This window comes from Pseudomonas sp. REB1044, assembly GCF_038813925.1.
Taxonomy (GTDB): Bacteria; Pseudomonadota; Gammaproteobacteria; order Pseudomonadales; family Pseudomonadaceae; genus Aquipseudomonas; species Aquipseudomonas boreofloridensis.
Genome location: NZ_CP046139.1, coordinates 2,306,744 through 2,328,184 on the forward strand (window position 1 = coordinate 2,306,744; position 21,441 = coordinate 2,328,184).

Here is a 21,441-nt window from a genome sequence, read left to right on the forward strand (position 1 = left end):
CAGACTTGCCGGTCAAACTATGTAACAAAACTGTCACACAGTGATTTCCGGTCATGAGCAGGTCCGATGCCCCACGCCAATCTTCCTGAAAATACAGAGCTACCGTCATTTGTTTCCACGAGGGGCAGGTGCTGCTTGTGCGCAAGAAAGGCGGACGCTGGAATTTTCCCGGGGGTACCGTCGAGCGCGGCGAGTCGCCGCGCGTGGCGGCAGCTCGGGAGCTTTACGAGGAAACCGGCTTGAGCGGCAAGGAACTGCTGCAGCTGTGCAGTCTGGAAATCGGCGGGGTGTGCCATTACCTGTTCACCACCCACCTGTATCCCGGCGACAAGCCCACCGCGCGCAGCGAGATCGCGGCCTGCACCTGGGTGGCGCGCAAGGCATTGCAACGGACATCGCTCAACCCCACCGCCCAGGCGCTGCTGGCCAGCGGCATCCCGGCGCTGTCGCCCTGGGCGGCCTGAATCGTTGCGTGGGTTTGCTTGCCAAGCAGCCTTACTTGGCCAGTCGCGCCCGCGCCACCCGTGAGCCGTTGTCACGGCCCAGCACCTGACTGATCCGCTGACCGGCCATGATCAGCGTGTCCAGATCGACGCCGGTCTCGATACCCAGCCCTTGCAGCAGATACAGCACATCTTCGGTGGCGATATTGCCGGTCGCGCCCTTGGCGTATGGACAGCCTCCCAGCCCCGCTACCGAACTGTCGAACACGCTGATGCCTTCGAGCAGGCTGGCATAGACATTGGCCAGTGCCTGTCCGTAGGTGTCGTGGAAGTGACCGGCCAACTGCTCGCGCGGCACCTGCGCCGACACCACCTCGAACAGGCGCCGAGTGTCGCCCGCAGTGCCGGTGCCGAGGGTGTCGCCCAGCGACACTTCGTAGCAGCCCATGTCGTGCAGCGCTCGCGCCACTGCTGCCACTTGCGCCGCGTCCACCCGGCCCTCGTACGGGCAGCCCAGCACGCAGGAGACATAGCCGCGTACCCGCACCTGCTGCTGGCGCGCGGCGTCCATGATCGGCCCGAAGCGCTGCAGGCTCTGGCTGATCGAGCAATTGATGTTGCGTTGGGAAAAGGCTTCGGAGGCAGCGGCGAACACGGCCACCTCGCGCACACCCGCCGCCACGGCGTCCTCGAAGCCGCGCAGGTTCGGCGCCAGGGCAGCATAGGTGACGCCAGGCTGCTGGCGGATGCCGGCGAACACCTCGGCCGAGCCGGCCATCTGCGGCACCCACTTGGGCGAGACGAAACTGCCCACTTCGATGTACCGCAGCCCGGCATTGCTGAGATCGTCCACCAGGCGCACCTTGTCGGCGACGCTGATCGGGCGGGATTCGTTCTGCAGGCCGTCGCGCGGGCCGACTTCGACCAGGCGGACCTGTGCGGGTAATGACATGGTGATGCTCCTATGGCGGTGCAGCGGTGGCGACTCCGGGCGTGCACAGTGCGGCTAAACTACTGGCAGCTTGACGTTTACGTCAAGGCGCATCCTCGCTGGCGGTCCGTCGATAGGCATTGGGCGTCTGCCCGCTCAGGCGCTTGAAGAAGCGCGCGAAGTAGGTGGGATCGCTGAAGCCCAGGCGGTCGGACAACTGGCCAATGCTCATGCGCGTGTACACCAGGCTGCGCCGGGCTTCGAGCAACAGCCGCTGATGGATCACCTGCAACGCGCTCTGGGCGCTGAGGGCGCGGCACAGCTGGTTCAGTTGCAGGCTGGTGATGCCCAGGCGGGCGGCGTAGGTCTCGATCGGCAGGTGCTCGCGATAGTGCGCCTCGACCAAACGCAGGTACTGCCCGAGCAGATGGCGGTCGCGTTCATCGCGATTGCGCGGGGCCAGGCCCAGTTGCTGGCGTCGGCTGATCCACACCATCAAGGCGCTCACCAGGGCGTCGAGCAAGGCCGCACGCCCTGGGGCGCTGCCGTCGTATTCCTGTTGCAGCGTCTCGATCAGGCCACGCAGACGCGCCCGGTCGCGGCCCAAGGCGTAGCATCCGGGCGAGGTCAGCACTGCCAGCGGCACGCCCAGGCGCTGCTCGAGTTCGGCCACCAGCGCGGGGCCGAAGGTCAGTACATGCCCCTGGATATCGGCGCTGAAGTGAAAGCCATGCACGGTCAGTGGCGGGACCACCTGAATCGCCGCCTCGTCGATTTCGCGGCGGCGTCCCTCGATTTCCACCACCGCCCGGCCACGTTGTACGTAGAGCAACTGGAACAGCTCGGCATGTCGGTGCGGCTTGATTTCCCAGTGGTGCAGGCGGCTACGGGCCGGAATCGACTCGCAGTGCAGCAGGTCGGTGCCAGGCCAGGTGTGGTTTTCGCCGTAGAGCTGGAACAGCGGCACGCCGGGAAGCGAGGATTTCATCGTGGGAACCTGTTCGCTGATCGCACAAGATTTTCGAAAGTGCAGTTTTTATATTGGATAACACAGCTTTTCAGCAGATTTCGCCAGTAAAAATACAGGGGCATACCCTAATCATCCGTGCCGGCTATTGCCAGTCCGGCACCGACAAGGCGAGACAACAACAATGAAAACCCAGGTTGCAATCATTGGTGCCGGCCCTTCTGGCCTGCTGCTCGGCCAACTGCTGCACCAGGCCGGTATCGACACGCTGATCCTCGAACGGCAGACGCCGGACTACGTGCTCGGGCGCATCCGTGCCGGCGTGCTCGAACAAGGCACGGTCGATCTGCTGCGCGAGGCGGGCGTCTCGGCGCGCATGGACCGCGAAGGGCTGGTGCACGAAGGCGTTGAACTGCTGTTCGGTGGGCGTCGCCAGCGACTGGACCTCAAGGCCCTGACCGGCGGCAAGACAGTGATGGTCTACGGCCAGACCGAAGTGACCCGCGACCTCATGCAGGCACGCGAGCAGAGCGGGGCGCCGATCTTCTACGGCGTCAGTAACGTCCAGCCCCAGGGCCTGAAGGATGAGCAGCCCTACGTCACGTTCGAGCATGAAGGTCAGGTGCAGCGTGTGGACTGCGACTATATCGCCGGCTGCGACGGCTTCCATGGCGTTTCGCGCCAGAGCATTCCCGAGGGCGTGCTCAAGCAGTACGAGCGGGTCTATCCATTCGGCTGGCTGGGGCTGCTGTCCGATACTCCGCCGGTCAACCACGAGCTGATCTACGCCCACCACGACCGTGGCTTCGTGCTGTGCAGTCAACGGTCTGCCACCCGCAGCCGCTACTACTTGCAGGTACCGCTGCAGGAGCGGGTCGAGGACTGGTCAGACGATCGCTTCTGGGACGAGCTCAAGGCGCGGCTGCCCGAAGAGGTCGCCGAGCGCCTGGTCACCGGCCCTGCGCTGGAGAAGAGCATTGCCCCGCTGCGCAGCCTGGTGGTGGAGCCGATGCAGTACGGCCACCTGTTCCTGGTCGGCGATGCGGCACACATCGTACCGCCCACCGGGGCCAAGGGGCTCAACCTGGCCGCCTCCGACGTCAATTACCTGTACCGCATCCTGCTCAAGGTCTACCGCGAAGGCCGCACCGATCTGTTGCAGCGCTACTCCGAGCTGGCGTTGCGGCGAGTGTGGAAAGGCGAGCGCTTCAGCTGGTTCATGACGCAGTTGCTGCACGATTTCGGCGAGCACAAAGATGCCTGGGACCAAAAGATGCAGGAGGCCGACCGCGATTACTTCCTGAACTCGCCAGCCGGCCTGGTGAACATCGCCGAGAACTACGTGGGCCTGCCGTACGAGGCCGTGTAGGGGGCGGCGTCAGGGTTCCAGCAGCGCCACCATCTGCGCATAGCCGCGCGCCTTGGCATGGGCCAGCGCGGTCACGCCGTCCTTGTCGGCGATCGTCGGGTCGGCGCCGGCGGCCAGCAGCCGTTCCACGATCTCGACGTGCCGAGGGCCGCCATCGCCGAGAATCACCGCCTCCAGCAGGGCGGTCCAGTGCAGGCGGTTGAGGTGGTTCACCTCGACCCCGGCGTCGATCAGCATCTGCACCGTGTCCACATGGCCGCGCTCGGCAGCCGGGATCAGCGCCGTGCCGCCATAGCGGTTGGTGCTGGCCAGGTCGGCGCCGTGGTCCAGGGTCAGGCGCAGGATCTGATTCAGGCCCCGCGCGCCGGAATACAGGTAGGGGCTGTCGTGGATGGCGTCCTTGGCGTTGACGTCCGCCCCGGCCTCGATCAATACCCGGGCCGCCTCGACATGGTTGCCATGGGTTGCCAGCATCAATGGTGTGCGACCTTGCGCATCGCGACGCTCAAGATCCACCGACTCTTTGAGCAGGCGGCCGATGGCGGGGGCATCGCCGCGCTGGGCGGCATACAGCAGGCGGGTGTCCATGGGCGAGGTCTCGGCGTGGGCCATAGGGCAGGTGAGCGCAGCCAGCAGGCAGGCGATGAGTGGCATACGCATGAGGCGGTCTCCTGGGTACGAAGGTTCATCCTAGGAGATCAGACGCAGCGGACTGAAACGAATTATCTGGATGACACGCAGTGGCTTTGCGAATACCTGCGCGATTGCCGGGGCGGCAGGGCTGTGTTAGAACGCCGTTCTTCCATTCGCGAATCGAATACTGCGATGCACACCAGCGTCAAACCGAATAGAGCGCTGTTCGACCTCGACTTGCTCCGCGCCATCGTCGTGGTGGCCGATTGCGGCAGTTTCACCACCGCCGCTGCTCGCCTGCACTCGACCCAGTCGACCATCAGCCAGAAGGTCCGCCGCCTGGAAGAGATGGTCGGCCATCGCCTGCTGGTGCGCGGTCACCGCGACGTGCTGCCCACCGACGCCGGCCAGACCCTGCTCGGCTACGCCCGGCACATGCTTGCGCTCAATGACCAGATGCTCGAGGCCCTGGCCGGGGCCTCGGTCGGCGTGACCGTGCGCTTGGGTGTACCCGAAGACTTCGTCGGCGGCCGTACCACCCATGCACTGTCAGCCTTCAGCCGCCAGTATCCGCAGGTCAAGCTGGAGGTCACCAGTGGCCTGTGCCGCGACCTGAGCCAGGCCTACGACAACGGCGAACTGGACCTGGTGCTGCTCAAACAAAGGCGCAACAGCCGCGAGGGCCTGGCTTGCTGGCCGGAGCCGCTGCAATGGATCGACAGCCTGCAGCTGCCCACCTTCGAGCTGGACCCGGTGCCACTGGTGACGTTCCCGCCGCGCGGCCTGTACCGCGAAGACATGATCCAGGCCATCGAGGGCATGGGCCGCCGCTGGCGCATCAGCTTCACCAGCTCCAGTCTGTCCGGCATCCAGGCGGCAGTCGCCAACGGCATGGGCGTGAGCCTCCTGCCACCGCGCGCAGCCACCGCCGAACACCGCGTACTGGGGACAGCGCAGGGGCTGCCGGAGGTGGACAGCTACGAGATCGTCATCGTCCATCGGCCCAGCGCCGACGGTATGGTCAAGGCCCTGGCCGATACGCTCAAGCAGCTTCTGGCCGGCGAAGGATGGTAGTGGCCGCCTGTCGGCGCGAGACGGTTGACCACCTGCGCCCCACTGCGTAGCCTTGCCGGTTCGAGGTTCTCCGGCCCGACCGGAGCTAAGACGGGAACGCGGTCCAAGCCGCGGCTGCCCCCGCAACTGTAAGCACTGAACAGGTTCGACACAGCCACTGCACGTGCGGGAAGGCGTCGAACTAACGGCCCGCGGCCGTGCAGTGCAAGCCAGGAGACCTGCCTCGTGACGTTTTCGACCTTCAACCGGGCGGGGTGATCCGGTGGCGAACGTGCCCGGCCGCTCGGCCGAGGCGCTCGTCCCGCATGCCCGCACCATTGCTGCCAAGGGCATTGCCACATGAAAACACTGGCCAAACTTCCGGTCACCATCGTCACCGGCTTCCTCGGCTCGGGCAAGACTACCTTGCTCCGGCACATGCTCGACAACGCCCAAGGCCGGCGCATCGCGGTCATCGTCAACGAATTCGGCGAGCTGGGCATCGACGGCGAGATCCTCAAGCAGTGCAGCATCGGCTGTAGCGAGGAAGAAGCCAACGGCCGCGTCTACGAGCTGGCCAACGGCTGCCTGTGCTGCACGGTGCAGGAAGAGTTCTTCCCGGTGATGCGCGAGTTGGTGGCGCGCCGTGGCGACCTGGACCACATCCTCATCGAGACCAGCGGCCTGGCGCTGCCCAAACCCTTGGTGCAAGCCTTCCAGTGGCCGGAAATCCGCAACGCCTGCACCGTCGATGCAGTGATTACCGTGGTCGACAGCCCGGCCGTGGCTGCCGGCACCTTCGCCGCCTATCCCGAGCAGGTCGATGCCCAGCGCAAACTCGACCCTAACCTGGATCACGAGTCGCCCCTGCACGAACTGTTCGCCGACCAGTTGGCCAGCGCCGACCTGGTGGTGCTGAACAAAGCCGACCTGATCGACGCCGAGGGCCTGGCCAAGGTCCGCGCCGAGGTGGCCGAAGAACTGCCACCGGCGGTCAAGGTGATCGAGGCCAGCAGCGGTCGTCTGCCGCTGGACGTGCTGCTGGGCCTGGACGCGCAAGCCGAAGCGCACATCGATGCGCGCCGCACCCATCACGATTCGCACCATGACGGCGAAGAGGACGACCACGATCACGACGCCTTCGACTCCATCTCCATCGACCTGCCCGAAGCCGACGAGCGCCTGCTGCTCGACGCGCTGGCGCAGTTGGTGGGCGAGTTCGGCATCTTGCGTGCCAAGGGTTTCGCCGCGATTCCCGGCAAACCGATGCGCCTGCTGATCCAGGGCGTCGGCACGCGCTTCGACAAGCACTTCGACCGTGCCTGGCGCGCCGACGAGCCGCGCATCACCCGGCTGGTGCTGATCGGTCAGGACCTCGATGCCGCCCAGCTCGAAGCGCGCCTGCGCCAGGCCCTGGGCGCCTGATCCATGCACCTGCTGCGGACCCAGCCCGGCGGCTTCGTGCCGGACGACAGCATTGCCGACCTCGGCCAGACCCCCGCCGACCTGGTGATTCTCTGCAGCGGTGATTCCCACCTGGCGCTGCTCGCCGACACCGCCGAGCAGTTGCCGGACGACTTTCCCAGCCTGCGCCTGGCCAATCCCATGCAGGTGCAGAACCATGCCTCGGTGGACCTCTACTTCGATCAGGTGCTGCGCCACGCCAAGGTGATCCTGCTGTCGCTGCACGGCGGCGTCGGCTACTGGCGCTATGGCGTGGAGCAACTGGTCGAACTGGCCGCCAGCGGTGTGCAACTGATTCTCGTGCCAGGCGACGACCGACCCGACCCCGAGCTGACCCGCCTGGGCACGGTGCCCGACGCTCAGGCCGAGCGGCTCTGGCACTTTCTGCGCCAGGGCGGTCGGGCCAATGCCCTGAACCTGTTCAAGTGCCTGGCCAACCAATGGTTGGGCCGCGACTATAGCTGGGACGCGCCGCAGCCGCTGCCGCGTACCAGCGTCTACCATCCCGACAAACCCGCCGCGCAGTTGCAGGACTGGTATGGCCACTGGCAGCCCGAACAGCCGGTCGCCCCGATCCTGTTCTACCGCTCGCACCTGCAGGCGGCCAATACCGGTTTCATCGACGTGTTCTGCCAGCGCTTGCAAGCCGCCGGGTTGAACCCCTTGCCGATCGCGGTTGCCAGCCTCAAGGAAATGGCGTGCCTGGAGCAGGTCCAAGCCTGGCTCGATGAGGTCGGCGCCGAGGTGGTGATCAACACCACCGGTTTTGCCCTGTCCAGTCCCGAGCGCCCTAATCTGCGACCGCTGCGCCGCGACGTGCCGGTGTTGCAGGCTATCTGCGCCCAGGACAATCAGCCCGGCTGGGAAGCCAGCGAGCAGGGCTTGGGGGCACGCGACCTGGCGATGCATATCGTGCTGCCGGAGCTCGATGGGCGCATCATCACGCGTCCCGTGAGCTTCAAGGACCTGGCCTGGCGCAGCGAACGCAGCCAGTCCGATGTGGTGTGCTACAAGGCCCACCCGGAGCGCATGGATTTCGTCGCCGAACTGGCGCGGCGCTGGGTCGAGCTGGCGCGCCTGCCCAATGCGCAAAAGCGCGTGGCGCTGGTGCTGGCCAATTACCCCACCCGTGACGGCCGGATCGGCAACGGCGTCGGCCTGGACACGCCAGGCGCGGCCCTGAACATCCTCAAGGCCCTGCAAGCCCAGGGCTATCCGGTGGCCGACCTGCCGTCGACCGGCACCGCACTGATCCACCGCCTGCTCGGCGGCGTGACCAACGACCTGGACCACCTCGACCAGCGCCCGTGTGCCCAGAGCCTGGCCCTGGACGACTATCTGGCGGCCTTTGCCGACCTGCCCGAAGCCAACCAGCGAGCAGTGCGCGAGCGCTGGGGGGCACCCGAGCAGGACCCCATGTTCCGCAGCGGGCGGATGATGGTGGCAGGACTGCGCCTGGGCCTGACCTTCGTTGGAATCCAGCCGGCGCGCGGCTACCAGGTGGACCCCAGCGCGGTCTACCACGATCCGGACCTGGTGCCCCGCATGGCTACCTGGCGTTCTATTTCTGGTTGCGCACGGTCTACGCTGCCGATGCGCTGATCCATGTCGGCAAGCATGGCAACCTGGAATGGCTGCCCGGCAAGGGCGTCGGCCTGTCCGCCGAGTGCTGGCCGGATGCACTGCTCGGCCCGTTGCCGAACATCTATCCATTCATCGTCAACGACCCAGGCGAGGGCGCCCAGGCCAAGCGGCGGACCCAGGCGGTGATCATCGATCACTTGATGCCACCGTTGACCCGCGCCGAAACCTACGGGCCTTTGCGCCATTTGGAGCAACTGGCCGACGAATACTATGAAGCGCAGTTGCTCGACCCACGGCGAGCCCGCGAGCTTCAGCGCGACATCGTCGAGTTGGTGAAGGCCAACCACATTGACCGCGACCTGCAGCTCGAAGGTCAACTGGACGATGCTGCGGTGTGGCTGCCGCGCCTGGACACCTACCTGTGCGACCTCAAGGAGTCGCAGATTCGCGACGGCCTGCACGTGTTCGGCCAGTCGCCCCAGGGTCGCCTGCGCAGCGACACGCTGCTGGCGTTGCTGCGGGTCGACCGTGGCGACGGTCGCGACGGCAATGCCAGCCTGTTGCGGGCGTTGGCGCGGGCGCTGCAACTGGACTTCGATCCGTTGGATTGCGACCTGGGTCAGGCCTGGGACGGACCACGTCCGGCGCTGCTGCAGGACGTGGTGACGAGTGCCTGGCGCACTCAGGGCGACACCCGCGAGCGTCTGGAGCTGCTTGCCCTGGCGTTGATCGAAGCGCGCCAGCGCGCGCCCGATACCCCGAGCTGGCAGGGTGTGCAGGCGGTGCTGCATGCGCTGCACGAGCAGGTCGCACCGAGCCTGGATGCCTGTGGCGATGCCGAAATCGACGGCCTGCTGGCGGCCTTGGCCGGGCGCTTCGTGCCTGCCGGGCCGAGTGGTGCGCCAAGTCGCGGGCGTCTGGACGTGCTGCCCACCGGGCGCAACTTCTATACCGTGGATGTGCGCAACCTGCCCACCACCACGGCCTGGAGGCTGGGCTTCGCCTCGGCCAACCTGATTCTGGAGCGTCACCTGCAAGAGCATGGCGATCACCTGCGCCAGTTGGGCTTGTCGGTGTGGGGGACGGCGACCATGCGTACCGGCGGCGACGATATCGCCCAGGCCATGGCCCTGATGGGCGTGCGACCGGTGTGGGCCACGGGCAGCCAGCGGGTCGATGACTTCGAGATCCTGCCGCTGAGTGTGCTCGACCGGCCACGGGTGGATGTGACCTTGCGCGTCTCCGGTTTTTTCCGCGATGCCTTCGGCAACCTCATCCGCCTCTTCGACGCAGCGGTGCAAGCGGTGGCGGCACTGGACGAGCCGGACGACCTCAACCCGCTGGCTGCCCGGGTTCGTGCCGAGCGTGAAACCCTGCTGGCGCAGGGCGTGGCGGCAGAACAGGCGCAGCGCCAGGCCGGCTGGCGGGTGTTCGGTGCCAAACCGGGCGCCTATGGTGCTGGGGTGCAGAACGCCATCGACGGGCGCTTGTGGCAGGCCCGCGCGGACCTCGCCGAGGTCTACCTGAACCATGGCGGCTATGCCTATGGCGGCGCCGACGAGGGGACTCCGGCACGCGCCCAGTTCGCCCAGCGCCTGGGCCAGGTGCAGGCGGTGTTGCAGAACCAGGACAACCATGAGCATGACCTGCTCGACTCCAACGACTACTACCAGTTCCAGGGCGGCATGCTGGCGGCTGCCGAAACCCTGGCGGGGGAGGCCGTGGCCAGTTACCACGGCGACCACAGCCAGGTCGATCGACCGCGCATCCGCACCCTGAAAGAAGAGCTGAACCGGGTGATCCGCGCCCGGGCGCTGAACCCCAAGTGGATCGACGGGGTCAAGCGTCACGGCTACAAGGGCGCCTTCGAGTTGGCCGCGACCGTGGACAATCTGTTCGCTTTCGACGCCACCACGCATCTGATCGACGATTACCATTACCAGGCGCTGGCCGATGCCTATGTGCTCGATCCTGGTACCCGCGATTTCATGCGCCAACACAACCCGCATGCCCTGCATGACCTGACCGAACGCCTGCTCGAAGCCCAGCAGCGCGGTTTGTGGCAGGCGCCGGGCGACTACCGCGAAGCCCTCGAGCAGCACTTGCTCGACGGTGAGGAACACGCCTGAGATGAGCGAACCCATACAGTTTCCGCTGGCCGCCGTGGTCGGCGCCGACGACCTCAAGTTGGCCCTGTGCCTGACGGCCATCGATCCGAAGATCGGCGGTGTGCTGATCGAAGGCCCGCGTGGCATGGCCAAGAGCACCTTGGCCCGAGGGCTGGCCGACCTGCTGGGTGACGGCCCTTTCGTGACCCTGCCGCTGGGTGCCACCGAGGAGCGCCTGGTCGGCACCCTCGATCTGGACGCCGCGCTGGGCCAGGGCCAGGCGCGCTTCTCGCCGGGGGTGCTGGCCCACGCCGACGGCGGCGTGCTCTATGTGGACGAGGTCAACCTGTTGCCTGACCCGCTGGTGGACCTGTTGCTCGATGTGGCCGCCAGCGGCACCAACCGCATCGAACGCGACGGCATTTCCCACCGCCATGCAGCGCGCTTCGTGTTGATCGGCACCATGAACCCCGAAGAAGGCGAGCTGCGTCCGCAGTTGCTCGACCGTTTCGGCCTGAACATTGCCCTGGAAGGGGTGCCGGCGCCGGCTGAGCGGCAGCAGATCATCCGCCGCCGCCTGGCCTTCGACAGCGACCCGCAGGCGTTCTGTGCGCAGTGGGCCCAGGCTCAGGCGCAGTTGCGCGATCGCTGCCGCGCGGCGCGCGAGCGTCTGTCCGATATTGCCCTGGACGACCAGACGCTGGCCTGGATCACCGAGCGTTGCTTCGCGGCGGGCGTCGATGGTCTGCGTGCCGACCTGGTCTGGCTGCGTGCCGCGCGTGCCCATGCCGTCTGGCGCGGCGCCGAGGCCATCGCCGAGGAGGACGTGGAGGCGGTGGCCGAATTCGCCTTGCGCCATCGCCGTCGTCAGACCCAGTCGCCAGAGACCGAAACACCGCCTTCCACAGGCAGTTCGGCAGCGCCGGGGCAGGGCGGTCAGGGCGATTGGGGGGCGTTGGCGGCGCAACCGGTGGCGGCCGAGGCGCGGCGTGAGGTGCCGAACTGGGCAAAAAAGCCCTGAGCATCCGCGCCCGCGCCGCTGCGGTCGCGGATGCCAGCCCGCGCAGCGACAAGCGCGTCGGTGCCAACCGTGGGCGTGCCCAGGCGGCTGCGCGCGGCCGTGTGGCGTGGGTGCCGACCTTGCTCAAAGGCAAGCCGCGGCGGCTCGACCAACTGTGTTGGCAGCAGCGCCTTGGGCAGGCGCCGCAGTTGTGGCTGGTGATCGTCGACGCCTCGGCCTCGACGCGCCGTCATCGCGCGTTGGCCCAGGCTAAAGGTTTGCTGGAGAGTTTCTTCGACCAGGCCTACCGCCAGCGTGCGCGTCTGACGCTGCTGACCGCCAGTGGCAACGCGCCGCGCTGGCAACGCCATGGCCTGAAAGCGTCCGCCGCGTTGCAGCCGTGGCTGCGTGAGCTGGGCGCCGGTGGCGGCACGCCGCTGCTGGCGGCGCTGGAGCAGGCACGGCAATGGTTGCAGCGCCGCGCCAAAGCCTACCCGCACGAGGTGCAGCGTTGCCTGGTGCTCACCGATGGCCGTCTGCAGCGCTGGCAAGCCCTCGCGCCTTGGCCATGCCCGTGCGAGTTGGTGGATATCGAAATGGCGCCGGTGCGTCTGGGTCGCGCACGGCAACTCGCCGCGCAACTAAAAGCGAACTATCAGCATATCGAGCAGTTCAAGCTGTGTTGAACAATTGACCGGCGCGACAATAAACCGCACCGTTTGAAAGTTGCCAGCCAGGCCATTGAAAGTTGCCCGCCTGACACAGGTGGATGTCAGACGGGCGGATAAGACGGGTTACTTGGGCATCGACCAGGGTTGCAGGTCATAGCCTTTGTGGAACAATTCGGCACGCACTTCCTCGATCAGGTTCACCCATTGCCGGCGGTCGGAATAGATGCGCGAGGGCACTTGTTTGCTGCCGATGCGGGTGCTGGTCCGGTCGATCACTGCCAGGCTCAACTCACCAGTACCGTTGGGTGCATCCCAGGCAACGCACTGGAAAGGTTCGAAGGCGTGGTCGGCGATCAGCAGTGCTTCGTTGACACGGAGCGGGGCATTCATGGTTCGGTCTCTCTTTGGTCCCAAACAGCGAAGTGTAAGTCCGCGGTGCGTGAATGTATGAGTGCGTGCAGCGCGGGTTATGGGTACTGATGCTCCAGGTTGCAGGTGAAGTCACATGACAATGGAAAAATTTTAAACAGCGCCATGTCTGCATCCATGCCGTACGCCGCGTGTGACGACAGTTGTTCAAATAAATTCCCCAGTGCTCTTTTTTGGCGGCCATTGGCAGACCAACGGTAGTGGGCAGCGTCAAGTTCATTGCTACTGTTAATCCGGGCGCCGCAAGTCACTGTTTCTAGTCGGAAAACGGATAATTGGCGCCAAGGATAGGTCATGCCCGAACCCGCCACGCAACGCCGTTTGCTGATCGTCGATCCGTGTGATGAGTGTCATCGCCTGCTACCTGGCCTCAAGAGCGCCGGTTGGGCGGTGCGCAGTTCTACCCTGGGCGCTGCGCTGGAGCATCCCTGCGACATCGGCCTGTTGCGTCTGCAGGCCTCTCACCTGCGTCACCCCGATGCCGTCAAAGACTTGATCAAGCGCAGCAATACCGAATGGATCGCGGTGCTCAGCGCCGAAGAATTGCGTCTGCAGAATGTCGGCGATTTCGTCTGTGAGTGGTTTTTCGACTTCCACACCTTGCCCTTCGACGTGTCGCGCGTGCAGGTGACCTTGGGGCGCGCGTTCGGGGTGGCGCGCCTGCGCGGCAAACAGACACTGCCGCTGGAGCAGCCCGAGCATGAACTGCTGGGCGAGAGCCGTCCGGTGCGCGAACTGCGCAAGCTGCTCGGCAAGCTGGCGCCGACCGAGTCACCGGTGCTGATCCGTGGCGAAAGTGGCACCGGCAAGGAACTGGTGGCGCGCACGCTGCACCGCCAGTCGCAGCGACACAACAAACCGTTCATTGCCATCAACTGCGGCGCGATCCCTGAACACCTGATCCAGTCCGAGCTGTTCGGACACGAAAAGGGTGCCTTTACCGGTGCCCATCAGCGCAAGGTCGGGCGGATCGAAGCGGCCAACGGCGGCACCCTGTTTCTCGACGAAATTGGCGACCTGCCTCTGGAGCTGCAAGCCAATCTGCTGCGCTTTCTGCAGGAAAAGCACATCGAACGGGTCGGCGGCAGCCAGCCCATTGCGGTGGATGCGCGGGTGCTGGCAGCCACCCACGTGGACCTGGAGCAGGCGATCGAGCGCGGGCGCTTTCGTGAAGACCTGTACTACCGGCTCAACGTCCTCCAAGTGGTGACCGCCCCGCTGCGCGAGCGGCATGGTGACCTGTCGATGCTGGCTCATCATTTCTCGCATTTCTACAGCCTGGAAACCGGACGAAGGCCGCGTTCGTTCAGCGACAACGCGCTGGCGGCCATGGGCCGGCATGAGTGGCCGGGTAATGTGCGTGAGCTGGCCAACCGCGTCAGGCGCGGGCTGGTGCTGGCCGAGGGTCGGCAGATCGAAGCCCACGACCTGGGCCTGCAAGACCTCGACGATGCGCAGGCGCCGCTGGGCACGTTGGAGGACTACAAGCACCGGGCCGAGCGCCAGGCGCTGTGCGATGTGCTCAACCGGCACAGCGACAACATGAGCATCGCCGCGAAGGTATTAGGGGTTTCGCGGCCCACGTTCTATCGGTTGTTGCACAAGCACCAGATCCGTTAGCCGTCAATCGCGCGCCGCTCGGTCGATCAGCTCGACTGGGCGAGGTGCCCATCGTCCTGCAGCTCTTCGATCACTTCATCTTCGCCGGGCACGGCGGTGATCACGCTGAAATCGCTGACCTCGACTTCGCCGCCGCCATAGCCCAGCAGATGGAAGGAAAACGCCTTGCGCTCGATCGGATTGTCGAAACCGAACTCCAGCTCCATGGGCTGATCGGCAGTCACCAGGATTTCCTCGGGCAGGCCCAGCGGTACGTCCTGTTCCTGCTGTTTGGCCTTGAGCTGGATGTGCGCACGATGGGCGGGATCGAGCGAGCGCACCTTGACCCGCACCCGCGTGTGGGTGCCTTCGGGCATCTCCAGGTATTGCGCGCCGATCAGGTTGTCGGCCCAGTCGTCACGAATGTCCTGATTCAGTGCGATCGCTGCCGGCCCGCCGAACTGATAACGCAGGTTCAGTGGCGTGTGCAGCAGCGATTGATCGAGCACCCCGGCCAGCGCGCCGATCTGTCGGCCCAGCGCGCTTTCGCCACGCCCGAGCGGGCGCGCCTGGTCGGCGATGAAACCGTCGCTGGCGTAGCGTCGGCAGCGTTGCTGGAAATCGCACTCGCTGAAGGTGCCCTGGCCATCGTGGTAGCGCAACAGGCCATTGGTGAAGGAGATCATTTCCCGGCCGCTGTCATAGTCACGCAGCAGCGAGCGCCCGGCCAGCGCGGCGGGGATGGGCAGGGCGAAGTAATCGAGCAGCGAAGTGGCCAGGTCGACATGACCGTAGGTGCCTTGCTTGAGGCGAGGCAGGGCTTTGCGCTCGGGCGCCAGGGTCAGGTTGAAGCCCCAGGCCGAGGCCAGGCGCACGCCATCGATGCCGTGCGATTCGTCCGAGGTGACGACCACCAGGGTATCTTCGAGCACGCCCTGGCGTTCGAGGTTGTCGAGGAACTGCCCGAGCGCATCGTCCAGATAGGCCACAGCCGCCTGTTTCGGTGTGTCGTAGCGCTCCAGGTAGTCCTGCGGTGCGGAATAGGGCTGATGAGTACCGACCGTCAACAAGGTGAGCATCCACGGCTGGCGCTGTTTGCGCAGTTCACCGACGTAGCTCAGCGCACCGTCGAAGAAGGCGCGGTCATCCTTGCCCCAAGGGAACTCCAGGTAGTTAGCATTGGTGAACCACTCGACACCGTGCACCGCCTCGAAGCCCACGTGCGGCATGATCCGGTCCTTGGCCATGAAGCGCAGTCCGGCGCCTTGCAGGTAATGAGTGGTGAAGCCGGCCTGGCGCAATTGCGCCGGCAGGCAGGCCTGATTGCGCACGTCTTGAGTAAGCAGCTCGACGCCCTTGGGCGTGCCATTGGCGAGCTTGTCGTAGTCGCCGCAGAGCATGGCGTACAGGCCGCGAATGGTTTGATGGGTGTGCAGGACATAGTCTGGCGTGTTCATCCCGCGTTCGGCCCAGCGGCTGAGATTGGGCATCAGCTCGTCGTCGAAACCGCTGTGCAGGGCCTGCCGGTTGGCACGCAAGTAGGCGCCGGGGATACCTTCGAGGGTGATCAGCAACAGATTGCGCGCTCGACCGGGGGCGTCCAGCAGCTTGTGCCCGTTCAGGTCGCTCTGAGTCAGGCCGGCGCTGGGCAGTGGCGTCACGCTGAGGTCGTGGCCCAACCAGCCTTGGGCCTTGAGCTGCAGGTCGGCGCCAGCGGTGCTGAGCAACTGGTGGGAGAGGCTGTATTGACGCCAAGGGTCGGCGTCCGAGGGCAGCAGGTGCTCGCTGCCCCAGTGGGCGGCGAACAGCACCATTGGCGCCAACCAGGCGGCGTGGGGCAGCGCCGGACGTGGCTGGCGTCGCAGCCGCCAGTGCACGAGCAGCCAGCCAAGGATGCCGGCGCCCAAGGTCCAGGGTAGCCAGGGGTGGGCGAGGGCGCCCGAGGTGGAGTTCTCCATGAACTGCGGGTCGAACAGGTAGGTCAGGTCGCCGCTGTCGGGCAGGCGGCCAACGGCGCTGACCAGTTCTGCCGAGGCCACCAGCAATCCAGCCCAGGCCAGCAGCAGCGGCAGCGCCAGCCACCAGGGGCTGCGTTGCAGGAGCAGCAGCAACAGGCTGCCGAGCGCCAGATCGGAAAGGTAGCCCTGCGGGGCGGACCAGCCCAAGCAGGCGCGGATGGCCAGAGGTAGACCCACCACCAGCAATGCCAGGGCGGCAAGGCGTGCGTGGGGGTGGCCGAGAATTTTGTTCACGAAGCGGTGTTCCTTGCCATGAAGACGTCACAAAAGTGTGCTGCATCATACCAGCGCGTTGGGCTCGAAGCCGGCAGTGACAAGGATGGTTACCATTGCGCCATAGGCCCACGGTGATCTTGCACAGCACACCGGCTCGGCGTTCAAGGCGCGTTCTGCTATCAATGGCGATCCATCGCTGCCACGGACAACGGCCCTGCACATTCGCGCGCTTCTTCCCTCCGACCTGCCCGACGCCAGCGCCGTGTGCCTGGCTGCATTCACCCAGGCCGTCGCCCCTGCGCTGTCGGCGCAAGGCGTGGACACCTTCGCCAAACGGGTCACCGAGCAGGCGCTGGCCGAACGCATGCACGGCGACAACCTGCTGCTGGTGTGCCTCTCGGACGCGACCATCAATGGCGTGGTGGAGCTCAAGGAAGGCCGCCATTTGGCTCTGCTGTTCGTCGAGCCAGGCTGCCAGCGTCAAGGCATTGGCCAGCGTTTGATGAGCGCGGCGCTGGCTCACGCGCGCGTTGAGACCGTCACGGTGAATGCCTCACTGCCCTCGGTGCCGGCTTATCGACGTTTCGGCTTCGTGCAGGCCGGGGAGATCGGTGAGCATCTGGGGTTGGTCTATCAGCCTATGGTCAAGTCGGTGTAACAGGGGGCGGGCCACGCTCACATTCTGAATTGAATGATAGGAGATGACGAAAACTCTGACTGATAAAGCGTGATTAAAGGGGTAGGGTGCTCGGCGCGATTTGTTGTCGTTTAAGCAACGTCGAGGAAACCCGTGATTTTAGACGCCACCTACCAACGTATAACTTCAGATGGATTGCTGTTCTGCATGAGTCGGTTCACTGTTCATCCGGGTGACCGCTCCCGTTTACAGAGCCTGTTTTTTTTAGAGGCCAAAGGCGCGCAATATCGAGTCAGTTGCAAAGTAATTGAAGTCTATGACTACATGCAGGCAGGCAATCGCCCCTGCGTAATGACAGTCGGGATCTCCAGCCCTTTGACGCGGCGCAAAGGGGACTCATTGAATGCACGGCGCGCCACCGTTATCAATCTGTCTACTTCCGCCACTGCCGGAGTCGCGGGTTGGATGGGTGGCTTCTTTGCATCTGCAACTGCAGGTTTGGCGACCCGTAAATACGTCGACGGCGCGATGCCTACATATCATGCAGGAGACATACTTGTTAGTGTCGAGGCTGAGGTCAGCGGTGGCATTGGCCCTCAGCGAACTTCCCAATCGCTGATCATTAGCGTATGACGGAGCCTGCATGTCTGACCTTGCTCACCTGATCCTGGCCTTGGCCCTGGGCCTTCTGTTGGACAGACTGCTGCGTTCTGGTGCTTTGCGAACATATTTGGCGGCGGCGCTGATAGGTGTCGGCGGACTGGGAGCTGTTCTTGCAGGCCAGACCCACTGGCTAGGTGTGGACTTGGGTCTGTTGTCCGCCATGGCGGTGGGAATAGGGGGCGCACTGATGGCGAGGCGGTGCAGGTTCGCCAAGCAAGGGTGAGTTCACTCTCGCGTGAAGTTGCCTGCGCGCTCGCCCGGCATCGCGATTGGCAACCGTAACGGTGCTACTGCTCACCGCCACAGTTGCGAAACATCCCCTCAGATCCACACGTCATTCAACGCCGTGCGCTCACCGCCCTCCTGTCCGGTGTTCAACACGCCCTGCGGCTCGATCATCATCAGCTTGGCCTCGCCTTCGGCCGCCGTTCGGTGCTTCACGCCTTTGGGCACCACATAGAGCTCACCGGCGGCGACGTGCACTGACCGCTCTGGCAGGTCGATGCGCAGGATGCCTTCGAGCACGATGAAGGCTTCGTCGGTTTCGGGGTGCGAATGGCAGATGAATTCGCCTTCGATGCGCACGACCTTGAACTGGTAATCGTTCATCTGCGCCACGACCCTGGGACTCCACTGTTGGTCGATCAGGTCGATTTTCTGCAACAGGTTCACCGGATGCGTGGCGTATGGATTCTGCGAAGGGGACATGAGCGTTCCTCATTGAATGGAGCGCTCAGCCTAGAGTGGGGAGATCGGTCGTTTCTTGTACGATCCTGCAACGTGGTGGCTCGCATGCAGCCGCTCCAGCCAGCGCATCGGCGGCACCCCATAACAACGGGTGAAATGCCGGGTCATGTGGCTCTGGTCATGGAAGCCGGCGGCCAGGGCGGCATCGACCAAGCTGAACCCATCGAGGATCAGGCGCCGGACGTTGTCCAGTCGGCGCAGGGTGACGAAGCGGTAGGGGCTGGTGCCGTAGAGCGTGCGAAAGTCCCGCGACAGGCTCCAGCGCTCGCGCCCGCTGGCCTGTTCGAGCATGTCCAAGGTGATGCCCTGGTGCAGGTGTTCGAGGATGAACGCCCGGGCGCGCTCGGCCGACACAAAGTCCAGGCGCTTGCGACCGCGCGGTTTGCCGGCCACGGCACGCATGGCCATGGCCAGGTCGTACAGCGCATCCTGTTCCTCCAGCGTGTCGAGCGGATGGTCCAGTGCCTGCACGAAGGTTTCGCTGGCCCGGTAGAGACGCGGATCCTCCGACAGCCCGGCGCCAATGAAAGGCAACGGCTCGCCACCGAGCACGTTCTGGATCAGTGCCGGATCGATGTAGGCCATGCGATAGCGAAAACCGGCCTCGGTACCGGCCATGCCGTCATGCACCTCGTCCGGGTGCAGCACCAAGGTGTTGCCAGGCAGGCCGTGGCGCAGCGAACCCTTGTAGTGGAAGCTCTGCACCCCGGCCAGGGTGCGGCCGATGGAATAGGTGTCGTGGCGGTGCGGGTCGTAGCCATGACTGCCGAACCACGCCTCGATTCGCTCGACGCTGCCGGGTTGAGCTGTGCGAATCACCCAGTCGGCGACGGGAGGCTGGGGGCGCCGATCACTCATGCACGCAATCCCACGATATGCCCTGTTCCAACCTTCGCGTCATAGATCACCAGCGCCTCTTCCTCCCCGTCGGCCTGGACAATCAGTTCCCCGCTGGCATCCCACGCCGCCGAGCCACCGGCACCGACGTAATCGGCCGTCGCGCCCACGCAGTTGGCCATGACCACCGCCATGCCGAATGTGCGGGCGATCTCGGGGTAGTGGCTGTAGGCGGCAGCGACACCGCGTGACGACTTGGCCACGCTGGTGAAATACAGCGTCGCACCGGCCGCGGCGGCCTGCTGCGCGTGGCACGACTGCAGCGATTCGTAGCAGATGGCAGGCGCCAGCACCTGGTCGGCGCAGGCATAGGTGCGCAGCCCGTGACCTGGCGTGAACACGCTCCGTTCGTCTTCGTGCAGGTGCTGTTTGGCGTACGTGGTACGCGGCCTGTGCGGCTGGAACACGAACAGCGCGATCGCCACACCATGGGCCACGCGCAGAGGCGCGCTGGTGGCAATCAGCAGGCCGAATCGATCGCTCAATGACTGGAACACGTCCAGTCGAGCGTCGTCTGTCTCGATGGCCAGACGCGCGGCGAGCGCGGGCTGGTAGCCGGTCAGTGACAGTTCCGGGAAGAACACCGCCTGCACCTGCGCGTCGGCCGTCTGGTGGATCGCCGCGACCTGCCGGGCGATGTTGTGGCCGATCAGGCCGCAGGCGGAGGCCATTTGTGCGGCAGCGATTTTCATGGTCACGCCTCTGCAACGGAGGGAGCGCGCATCTTACACGTTCCCCAGTCAGTCGCCCCAGGACAGCCAAGGCCGGGAGCACGACTAATTTGCTCAGGGTGCGATCCGTCTCCTACAGCAATACCGATCCGCGGGCCCTGGCGACCTGCGCGAACCTGCCATGAAAGTGTGTACAAGGAGGCCCGTCATGGGTGTTGCCGTGGGATTCAACGTGCGTCCGTTGCTGCCGGCGCAGGGGCGTTTGCCGCTGCTGGTCGAAGCGACCGAGGAGGGCGTCGGGCTGCTGGAGGTGTTCGATGAACTCAAGGCGCTGGTAGACGAGCACCTGCTGCGCGATGGCGGCGTGCTGTTCCGCGGTTTCCAGCTCGACGGCGCCGAAGCGTTCCGCCAGTTCGCCGCGCGCTTTGGCCATCCGCTGCTCAACTACGAGTTCGGGTCCACGCCGCGCACCAACGTGACCCAGGGCGTGTACACCTCCACCGAGTACCCGGCGCACCAGAGCATCCCGCTGCACAACGAGCAGGCCTACTCGCGCGACTGGCCGATGAAGATCTGGTTCTACAGCATGATCGCCGCACGCTCCGGCGGCGAAACGCCGATCGCCGACAGCCGTGAAGTCTACCGCCGCGTGCCGGCGCACATTCGCGAGCGCTTCGTCAGCAAGGGCTGATGTACGTGCGCAACTTCGGCAACGGCCTGGACGTGTCCTGGGAGCAGGTGTTCAACACCGAGGACCAGGACGAGGTCGAGGCCTACTGCCGCGCCCACGGCATCACCTGCGAATGGAAAGACGACGGTGAACTGCGCACCCGCCAGGTGTGCCAGGCGGTGGCGCGCCACCCCACCACCGGCGACATGGTCTGGTTCAACCAGGCGCACCTGTTCCACATCTCCAACTTGCCGCCAGAGGTGCGCGAAAGCCTGCTGGACATCGTCGATGAAGAGGACCTGCCGCGTAACGTCTACTACGGTGACGGCACGCCCATCGAAGACGAGGTGCTCGAGCAGATCCGCGCCGTGCTGGACGACTGCATGATCAGTTTCCCCTGGCAGGAAGGCGACGTGATGATGCTCGACAACATGCTCGCTGCCCACGCTCGTTCGCCGTTCGAAGGCAGCCGCAAAGTGATCGTGGCCATGGCCGAGGCCCATTCGGCCGACCTGGCCTGAAGCCTGCAATGCCCCTTCGCCCGAGCACTGCGTCTCGGGCGAAGTCGTGTCTGCGCCGGTGTCGCGCAGCCTCGCAAACACGGGTCATTGCTCGCTAAATCAGGCCCAGGGCCATTCGTTCTTGTTGATGCGAGCGGACCTTCCGCTCGC

17 protein-coding genes, 2 pseudogenes and 1 riboswitch are annotated in these 21,441 nt (G+C 65.2%); of the genes and pseudogenes, 11 read left to right on the forward strand and 8 right to left on the reverse strand.

Going from position 1 to position 21,441, the window contains the following annotated elements; translation table 11 throughout:
• The first annotated feature begins 128 nt into the window (after window positions 1-128).
• Window positions 129-464, forward strand: a complete 336-nt coding sequence (locus GKC70_RS10740) for an NUDIX domain-containing protein (protein ID WP_342651297.1) — start codon at window positions 129-131, stop codon at window positions 462-464.
• A 31-nt stretch (window positions 465-495) separates the two neighbouring features.
• Here GKC70_RS10740 and GKC70_RS10745 read toward each other — a convergent pair whose 3' ends face one another.
• Both GKC70_RS10745 and GKC70_RS10750 read right to left on the reverse strand, forming a co-directional pair.
• Window positions 496-1,395: a hydroxymethylglutaryl-CoA lyase gene (locus tag GKC70_RS10745; protein ID WP_342651298.1), complete on the reverse strand. Its 900-nt coding sequence runs from the start codon at window positions 1,393-1,395 to the stop codon at window positions 496-498.
• 82 nt (window positions 1,396-1,477) lie between these two features.
• Entirely contained in the window at window positions 1,478-2,362 is an 885-nt protein-coding gene (locus GKC70_RS10750) for a helix-turn-helix domain-containing protein (RefSeq protein WP_342651299.1), read from the reverse strand.
• Between the two features lie 163 nt (window positions 2,363-2,525).
• On the opposite strand from GKC70_RS10750, the gene pobA reads away from it, so the two are divergent.
• Window positions 2,526-3,710 carry a 4-hydroxybenzoate 3-monooxygenase gene (pobA, locus tag GKC70_RS10755; RefSeq protein ID WP_342651300.1) on the forward strand — a complete coding sequence of 395 codons (1,185 nt, stop codon included), beginning with the start codon at window positions 2,526-2,528 and terminating at the stop codon, window positions 3,708-3,710.
• A gap of 9 nt (window positions 3,711-3,719) precedes the next feature.
• Here the strand turns inward: pobA and GKC70_RS10760 are convergent, their stop codons facing one another.
• Complete coding sequence (locus GKC70_RS10760) at window positions 3,720-4,322, reverse strand: ankyrin repeat domain-containing protein (RefSeq protein WP_342651502.1); 603 nt, start codon at window positions 4,320-4,322, stop codon at window positions 3,720-3,722.
• Between the two features lie 213 nt (window positions 4,323-4,535).
• Here GKC70_RS10760 and GKC70_RS10765 point away from each other — a divergent pair, with 213 nt between their 5' ends.
• The 5 genes and pseudogenes from GKC70_RS10765 (at window position 4,536) to GKC70_RS10785 (ending at window position 12,238) form a co-directional block, all read left to right on the forward strand.
• Window positions 4,536-5,417: a LysR substrate-binding domain-containing protein gene (locus GKC70_RS10765; protein WP_295481713.1), complete on the forward strand. Its 882-nt coding sequence runs from the start codon at window positions 4,536-4,538 to the stop codon at window positions 5,415-5,417.
• A 46-nt stretch (window positions 5,418-5,463) separates the two neighbouring features.
• Window positions 5,464-5,658: riboswitch (cobalamin riboswitch) on the forward strand.
• A gap of 98 nt (window positions 5,659-5,756) precedes the next feature.
• Window positions 5,757-6,821, forward strand: a complete 1,065-nt coding sequence (gene cobW / locus GKC70_RS10770) for a cobalamin biosynthesis protein CobW (RefSeq protein ID WP_116888457.1) — start codon at window positions 5,757-5,759, stop codon at window positions 6,819-6,821.
• Between the two features lie 3 nt (window positions 6,822-6,824).
• Window positions 6,825-10,573 (forward strand): annotated as a pseudogene (gene cobN, locus GKC70_RS10775) (cobaltochelatase subunit CobN).
• Window position 10,574: 1 nt separating this feature from the next.
• Window positions 10,575-11,573, forward strand: a complete 999-nt coding sequence (locus GKC70_RS10780) for an AAA family ATPase (protein WP_342651301.1) — start codon at window positions 10,575-10,577, stop codon at window positions 11,571-11,573.
• A gap of 101 nt (window positions 11,574-11,674) precedes the next feature.
• Entirely contained in the window at window positions 11,675-12,238 is a 564-nt protein-coding gene (locus tag GKC70_RS10785) for a VWA domain-containing protein (RefSeq protein ID WP_342651302.1), read from the forward strand.
• A 108-nt stretch (window positions 12,239-12,346) separates the two neighbouring features.
• Here the strand turns inward: GKC70_RS10785 and GKC70_RS10790 are convergent, their stop codons facing one another.
• Window positions 12,347-12,613 (reverse strand): hypothetical protein, encoded by a 267-nt coding sequence (locus tag GKC70_RS10790; RefSeq protein ID WP_342651303.1) that lies wholly within the window; start codon window positions 12,611-12,613, stop codon window positions 12,347-12,349.
• 333 nt (window positions 12,614-12,946) lie between these two features.
• On the opposite strand from GKC70_RS10790, the gene GKC70_RS10795 reads away from it, so the two are divergent.
• Window positions 12,947-14,272, forward strand: coding sequence for a sigma-54 dependent transcriptional regulator (locus GKC70_RS10795; protein WP_342651304.1), 1,326 nt, complete (start codon window positions 12,947-12,949; stop codon window positions 14,270-14,272).
• 26 nt (window positions 14,273-14,298) lie between these two features.
• Here GKC70_RS10795 and GKC70_RS10800 read toward each other — a convergent pair whose 3' ends face one another.
• Window positions 14,299-16,503: an LTA synthase family protein gene (locus GKC70_RS10800; RefSeq protein ID WP_342651305.1), complete on the reverse strand. Its 2,205-nt coding sequence runs from the start codon at window positions 16,501-16,503 to the stop codon at window positions 14,299-14,301.
• A 196-nt stretch (window positions 16,504-16,699) separates the two neighbouring features.
• On the opposite strand from GKC70_RS10800, the gene GKC70_RS10805 reads away from it, so the two are divergent.
• Together GKC70_RS10805 and GKC70_RS10810 are read left to right on the forward strand one after the other, a co-directional pair.
• Window positions 16,700-17,143 carry a GNAT family N-acetyltransferase gene (locus tag GKC70_RS10805; protein WP_342651503.1) on the forward strand — a complete coding sequence of 148 codons (444 nt, stop codon included), beginning with the start codon at window positions 16,700-16,702 and terminating at the stop codon, window positions 17,141-17,143.
• A 132-nt stretch (window positions 17,144-17,275) separates the two neighbouring features.
• A complete protein-coding gene (locus GKC70_RS10810) occupies window positions 17,276-17,755 on the forward strand; it encodes a hypothetical protein (protein ID WP_342651306.1) in 480 nt (159 codons plus the stop codon).
• A 351-nt stretch (window positions 17,756-18,106) separates the two neighbouring features.
• On the opposite strand, the gene GKC70_RS10815 is transcribed toward GKC70_RS10810, so the two are convergent.
• The 3 genes from GKC70_RS10815 to GKC70_RS10825 are packed head-to-tail and all read right to left on the reverse strand — an operon-like array spanning window position 18,107 to window position 20,121.
• Window positions 18,107-18,493, reverse strand: coding sequence for a cupin domain-containing protein (locus GKC70_RS10815; RefSeq protein ID WP_342651307.1), 387 nt, complete (start codon window positions 18,491-18,493; stop codon window positions 18,107-18,109).
• Window positions 18,494-18,523: 30 nt separating this feature from the next.
• Entirely contained in the window at window positions 18,524-19,390 is an 867-nt protein-coding gene (locus tag GKC70_RS10820; protein ID WP_342651308.1) for an AraC family transcriptional regulator, read from the reverse strand.
• Complete coding sequence (locus GKC70_RS10825; protein WP_342651309.1) at window positions 19,387-20,121, reverse strand: carbon-nitrogen hydrolase family protein; 735 nt, start codon at window positions 20,119-20,121, stop codon at window positions 19,387-19,389. Before GKC70_RS10825 ends, GKC70_RS10820 begins: the two co-directional genes overlap by 4 nt.
• 187 nt (window positions 20,122-20,308) lie before the next feature.
• Here GKC70_RS10825 and GKC70_RS10830 point away from each other — a divergent pair.
• A pseudogene (locus tag GKC70_RS10830) lies at window positions 20,309-21,291 on the forward strand (TauD/TfdA family dioxygenase).
• Window positions 21,292-21,441 lie beyond the last annotated feature (150 nt).

Bases quoted from the DNA above. Each gene is read 5' to 3' on its own strand.
- GKC70_RS10765 (WP_295481713.1), top strand. From the start codon at position 4,536: ATGCACACCAGCGTCAAACCGAATAGAGCGCTGTTCGACCTCGACTTG.
- GKC70_RS10750 (WP_342651299.1), bottom strand. From the start codon at position 2,362: ATGAAATCCTCGCTTCCCGGCGTGCCGCTGTTCCAGCTCTACGGCGAA.
- GKC70_RS10780 (WP_342651301.1), top strand. From the start codon at position 10,575: ATGAGCGAACCCATACAGTTTCCGCTGGCCGCCGTGGTCGGCGCCGAC.
- pobA (WP_342651300.1), top strand. From the start codon at position 2,526: ATGAAAACCCAGGTTGCAATCATTGGTGCCGGCCCTTCTGGCCTGCTG.
- cobW (WP_116888457.1), top strand. From the start codon at position 5,757: ATGAAAACACTGGCCAAACTTCCGGTCACCATCGTCACCGGCTTCCTC.
- GKC70_RS10790 (WP_342651303.1), bottom strand. From the start codon at position 12,613: ATGAATGCCCCGCTCCGTGTCAACGAAGCACTGCTGATCGCCGACCAC.
- GKC70_RS10815 (WP_342651307.1), bottom strand. From the start codon at position 18,493: ATGTCCCCTTCGCAGAATCCATACGCCACGCATCCGGTGAACCTGTTG.
- GKC70_RS10745 (WP_342651298.1), bottom strand. From the start codon at position 1,395: ATGTCATTACCCGCACAGGTCCGCCTGGTCGAAGTCGGCCCGCGCGAC.
- GKC70_RS10825 (WP_342651309.1), bottom strand. From the start codon at position 20,121: ATGAAAATCGCTGCCGCACAAATGGCCTCCGCCTGCGGCCTGATCGGC.
- GKC70_RS10760 (WP_342651502.1), bottom strand. From the start codon at position 4,322: ATGGCCCACGCCGAGACCTCGCCCATGGACACCCGCCTGCTGTATGCC.
- GKC70_RS10795 (WP_342651304.1), top strand. From the start codon at position 12,947: ATGCCCGAACCCGCCACGCAACGCCGTTTGCTGATCGTCGATCCGTGT.
- GKC70_RS10820 (WP_342651308.1), bottom strand. From the start codon at position 19,390: ATGAGTGATCGGCGCCCCCAGCCTCCCGTCGCCGACTGGGTGATTCGC.